Source organism: Parasediminibacterium sp. HNIBRBA5674 (assembly GCF_056745525.1).
On the sequence record NZ_JBQWIE010000071.1, the window covers coordinates 1 to 6,294 of the forward strand.

Here is a 6,294-nt window from a genome sequence, read left to right on the forward strand (position 1 = left end):
GTTACTATTTACTTGCATGTTACTTGCAATTTTTCTTACTGCAAACGCACAACAGGCATTCACCCCAGGTAACCTTGTGGTTGTGCGGGTAGGTAATGGCAGTACTGCTATTAGTGCTACCAACTATCTACCAGTCGATTTGCTAGAATACACACCCTCTGGTACATTAGTGCAAACCATTTCGTTAGGTAGTACCACTTCGGGTTCGCAGCTTTCGGTCGTAGGCAATAGCCAAGACGTATCGCTCAGTCTGTCTACCAATGGCAATTTTTTATCACTAGTCGGCTATGATGTGAACGCTGGTGCTGTAAATTCTGGTGTTACTGCTACTGCTTCTGCCATTAAAGTAATTGGCCGTGTAGCTAGTGATGGGGTGATAGATTATACTACAAAAATACCTGCAAATACCGATGGAACCAGACAAGTAGCTACTGTAGATGGTAGTAATTTTTGGGTGGTTGGCAGTAATGGTATAAGGTATGTGCCTTTTGGCAATGGTTCTACTACCGCTGTAACTTCTATAATAGCCTCAAGTATTGGAAAATCTATTGGAATTTTCAATAATCAATTGTATGCATGCGGGTATAATAGTAGTGCTTCTTCGCTATTTACAGTGGGTACAGGCTTGCCTACTTCTACAGCTACTGGTACGCTGCTACCCGGCTTACCCACCGGTTCTTCGGCCACTAACAATGGGTTTCAGTTTTTTGATACAGATGGTAATGGCACACCTGATGTATTGTATGTAGCCGATGGTTTAAACCTCAGAAAATATACCTATTCAGCGGCTCCAATTAATTATATTTCGGCAATAACTAGGACTGCAAATGGTACAGGCTATACCACTGCACCCACAGTATCTTTTACAGGTGGTGGGGGTAGTGGTTTGGCAGCAACTGCTACTGTTGCTAGTGGCGCATTAACAGGTCTTTTCACTACTGTTAGTGGTTCAGGCTATACAACAGCACCCACCGTTGCCTTTTCTGGACCGGGTTCAGGTGCTGCAGCCACCACAACGCTAACTAGTGGGGCAGCTTGGGTATACAATGGTGCTGTAGGTACAGGTGTTATACCCGCAATAACTGTTTCAGCTGGTGGTACAGGATATACAACTGCAACGGTAACTATAAGTGCGCCACCAACAGTAGGCGGAGTTACCGCTACCGCTACCGCCACGGTAAGCGGTGGTGTGGTTACGGCAATTACCGTAACTAATGCAGGCAGTGGTTATTCTACAGCTAATCCTACTATTACTATTACAGGTGATGGCACAGGTGCAACAGCCACCACTACTGCTGCATCGGGGCAAGCAGTTGCAATTACTGGTTATATTAACGCCTCTGGTAAAGCACAATTATATATTACTACTGGGTCAACTACAACGAACAATACATTACAAAGTATTATAGATAATGGTGGTGCTGGTAATAGTATTGTACCAATTTACACTGCTCTTGCAACATCTGGTACAAACTACATTTATCGTGGCATTGCTTTTACCCCAGGCACAACACAAAGTATTTTACCAGTAAACCTATCATCGTTTACAGGCAATAAAACCAGCAATGGTGTTCAATTAAATTGGGCAACCTCATCAGAGGTTAATAACAAACTTTTCGATGTGACTCGTTCTACCAACAATATTGATTTTAAAACGATTGGTACGGTTGCTGGCAAGGGCAACACATCGCAAACAAATAACTACACTTACAGAGATTTACAACCTGCTACTGGAATCAATTATTATCGTTTAAACCAAGTAGATAATGACGGAAAAACAACTATTTCTTCAACTGTGGCAATTAACAATGATAATTTAGTAAAAACAGTTTTTAGTGTAATGGTTTCTGGTAATAACTTAAATTATACCATAAATTCTGCAACTGCTTCTAAAGCCACCTTGCAATTATTTGATATTGCTGGTCGTAATGTTTACAACAAAGCAATTGATGTTAAGGTAGGCGTTAATAATGGTAACATAGCCATCAACGAATTACAAAGTGGCATTTATGTAGGTGCTGTTGTTTTAGATGGTCAATCGCTTACAGCAAAATTCTTTAAATAAATGGTGTTATAATTTTTTTAGATAAATTATATGCAAAAGACCAGTGAAAATTTTTTTTCACTGGTCTTATTTTTTACGTGATAAAGGATTGACTTTAACATCCGATTGCAAAAATAAAAACGATTGTACCTATAAAAATGTAGCTACCACGAAAGGAGGATTTTTATAGGTAATCTGCTTAGTGCAGTTTAAGGTAAATATCTCTTTTCTTAAGTTGACCCTCTATATCTTAGAACTAAGATAAAATAAACCCCGTAACTGATAATTTAACCCCACAATTAAGCTGGGAATTACAACCATTACAGAAAAATAAAAGTCAAACTGCGCGTCAAATTTTAGTAGCAAGTTCAGAAAGTTTATTGGCAGTTGGTAAGACTGATTTAATATTAGACTCCTTTTATATAGTGATTTATTTTTTATTCTAGATATCATGCTAAATGAAGTTGAATCAGAATGGTTCAGGATGGTTAGCAATTATGAAGCTTTTACTTTCAAGCCACGATTGAATTTTTAACCATAAAAAATTGCCATGAAATTAAATCTTGCAGTTCCAGTACTGAGCCTACTAGGCTTGGTACTAACCTATTCAAAATTAGAAGTTACAGAAAAACCAGTCACCGAGTTCGAAAGGCCTACTACTAGTATTATTGGTTGTGCACCAAATATGCAAGCCAATTTTGCCCCCACTGCCCCCATTAGAAAAGCACTTCCCTATACTGGCACAGCTATTACAAAACCAGTATCTGCCACGGCAGCAAGCAACTTAAATAAATGGTCGGCGACAAGTAGCTGGATGGGCGGGCAAATACCAGCTCCAGGTGATAGTGTTGTAATTCCTGCAAATGCTGCCATTTTGTTAGACGATCCCACCGTTGATGTGCAAGCTATAAGAGTAATGGGTATGTTAGTTGTTGATGTTAGTAAGAATATAGATATATCTGCCAATAATATTATTGTAACAAACGATGTTGGATTTACCAATAAAGCCTATTTCCAATGGGGTACTACCGCAGCCCCGTACTTAAAAAATGGTACCATTACTTTAACGGGTAACGATCCTGCGTTAAACAATATGAGCCTAGGCACTAAAGTATTAGGTGCTATGAACAATGGTGAAATTCAGTTGCACGGCAAGGTGAGAAAATCTTGGACACAACTTGGTGTTACGGCTGATGCTGGTGACACAAAAATTACCCTTATGGAACCTCTATTGTGGGAGGTAGGCAGCGAGATTGTTATTGCCTCTACTGATTTTAATATGAACCAAGCTGAGCAACGCACCATTACCACCGTTAGTGCAGATAATAAAACTTTTACCTTAAATACACCACTTGTTTATAGTCACTTTGGCAAACTGCAAAACTATACACACAAAACCGATGCAACCATAAATTGGGAAGTAGATGAACGTGCTGAAGTTGGCCTGCTTAGCAAAAGCATTACTATACAGGGCGATGCAGGCTCTGCCACTACAAAATTTGGTGGGCATGTAATGATAATGGGTACAGGCCAAGCGTATATATCTGATGTAGAGTTTACTCGCATGGGGCAGAGGGCTATTTTGGGCAGATATCCGTTTCATTGGCATAATATAACCAACGGTTATGGTGCAGGGCAGTACATTACCAACTCTAGCGTACACCATACTTACAACCGGGCAATAACCGTACATGCCACCAACGATGTGAGCGTTACTAACAATGTAGCATACGATAATGTGGGCCATGCCTATTTTTTTGAAGATGGCAATGAAGAGAACGTAACCATGACTGGCAATTTGGGGTTGCTAACAAGACGTCCTCTTCCACAATATGCCTTATTGCCTTCTGATATAGCAGATGCTCGAAACAATAGTGGGCCATCAACCTTTTGGCTAACCAATCCCCGTAATACTGTTACCGGCAACCATGCAGCTGGTTCAGATGGATCTGGTATTTGGTACTCGCCATTTAATAACCCTAGTGGGTCAAGGTACGTTGCCTCGTATCAGCCAGTAAATTTTGCTGTACCCGATGGTTTTATTGACAATAATGTAGCACATTCTAGCCGCCACGGCATTATCATTGGTGCGGGCATAGTACCCAAAGATGCAACCCAAACACCCAACGAGAACCAAGGGGTAAATGTACCATCCAATAGCCAGCCAACATTTAAAAACTTATTGATGTATAAAAATGCACTTGGTTTATATGCTCGCACTTTTCCAGGTAATGATCAAGAGTCATATTTTAGCAATACTATTTTTGCAGATAATAGAGAAGGTGATGCCGCTACATGGCGTACTTTTTACGATAGAATGTTGTGGGTAGTAGGATCTCAAAATTATAGTACAGATTATTATTATCCGCCAGTAGGTGGGCCTCAAACTGCTGCCCACATTATCTATGATGGTCCTGTAATTACTACCAATTCTCATTTTGGGGATAGTTTAGTTGATAATCAATCTATATTTATACAATGGGGTGCAAACCAAAAATTTACAGGTCATACATTTAAGAATACAACTGTTCAGGATTTTAAAATTTTTAATTTTAGTAATCTTCCAGAGGATGATCCAGTTTTCTTTTTGGCTTCTGTTAGAGATTTAGATGGCAAATTAGCTGGTATACCTGGAGCATCTATTACCAGAAATCACCCGTATTTGATGCTGCCAAACTCTGTTCGGACTTTAGGTAATGGTGCTAAAACTAAATTAAAATTTGGGTACATAGAAGCCACTGGTTCCGATCATCTTACTGTAGCAGAGGCAGGTGCCAATCCAAGTATACCAAAAAGGCCCAATGCAAGTTTTATAAGGTCAGACGAGTTAGGGCAGTATGATGACATGAAATCTATAGAAGGCTATCCAATAACTACCTTTATTGATACGTTGGCGGTTAGGTACAACCTGCAGTTTCAAATACCCACTAGAACAAGGTATAATATTTATAGTATGAGTGCCGGCGAAACCGTAGTTGTTGAATTTCCCAATTGCCCTAGCACAATTAAGCTTTACACCGGTACTCAGAACTTAACCGACCCTGGTAACGGATCAAATTATACGGCAATAACCAAAGTGGCGAATGCTGCGGCACTTTATGCAACCGATGCTACCGTATGGGCTTGGGAAAATAATACGGCATATTTGAAATTTAAAGCACCTCCTGGCTCAAATTTTAATTCCGATAAATTAATTGAGAGCGTCTTTTTCTGCTTATATGGCAATTGTGCAGATGGTGATAACAGCAATTTGGTTGTGGCAGATTATGGCAGATTGGATACAAGAGGCAGTTTATCAAAAGTATCTGGTACTGTTTATTTTTCGCCAACCCCAACCTATTCCAGTACTTTAAATGGGTCTAATTATTACGACGTAACCAACAATGGTGATAACATTGATGGCTGTGTTGAGTACCGCTTAGATATGGCCATGCAAAGTTGGGTAAATGTAGATACACTTGCCATAAACGTAGCAGGCGCAACTACAAGTAGTGTATATATTGAAGACAAAAGCGATGGCCGTACATTATTGGGTTCATTTGCTTTTGCCGATGGCTATCAAAAATTTAAACTCACAAATTTGGCCTCAACGAAACGAGATCAGGTAAAAGCAATTATCATCAAAACATGTGAAAGTGACTTAAATAATTTAGCTGCGAGGCGCATAAGTTTATTACATATTGTACTAGGTACGCCACCACCTTCAGCTTTGCCAGCTAGCGTAATCGGTACAATCAGTGCAGGAATTGCAGAAAGCTCACCAACGCACGCAAATACTTTACAAGCATCTTTTTTAAGCCAAAGTATTAAATATGCTATAAATTGTTCCAATACAGGAATCGCCGATTTGCAACTCTTCGATATTACAGGAAGACTTCTATTTGGCAGGAAATTAAACGTAATAACAGGAACAAATAATGGCATTATTCCAGTTAATAATTTATCAAAAGGTGTTTATATTTTGTCAGTAGTCATCAATGGTGAAAAGTTATTAAAGCGTATTTCTAATTAAAAGGAATGCGAAGAAAGTTTTTTTATGTTAGCATATCTTATGGAGTAGAAAGTAAATGTCCATTTGTTTTTCATATATAAATTTGTGCAGGTATTTACCTGCACAAATTTTTTTTAAACAAAAGAGCTATTTTGTAGTCTTAATTTTCAGAATGATATATCGTAATCAATTTTTAAGTAAAATATCTGCGTGTTTATTGTTGTTATATGTGGTTGCTTGTAACAATAATCCTTCGAAA

The 6,294-nt window shown here is 38.9% G+C and carries 2 protein-coding genes; both read left to right on the forward strand.

Annotation, left to right across the window (positions count from 1 at the left end; genetic code table 11):
• Positions 1-2,065, forward strand: a 2,065-nt coding sequence (locus ACT9TX_RS18130) for a beta strand repeat-containing protein (RefSeq protein WP_481340478.1), incomplete at its 5' end; no start/stop codon positions are given.
• A gap of 529 nt (positions 2,066-2,594) precedes the next feature.
• Positions 2,595-6,056 (forward strand): G8 domain-containing protein, encoded by a 3,462-nt coding sequence (locus ACT9TX_RS18135; RefSeq protein ID WP_481340480.1) that lies wholly within the window; start codon positions 2,595-2,597, stop codon positions 6,054-6,056.
• Positions 6,057-6,294: the final 238 nt, after the last annotated feature.

Coding starts and splice junctions, on each gene's coding strand:
- ACT9TX_RS18135 (WP_481340480.1), top strand. CDS start 2,595: ATGAAATTAAATCTTGCAGTTCCAGTACTGAGCCTACTAGGCTTGGTA.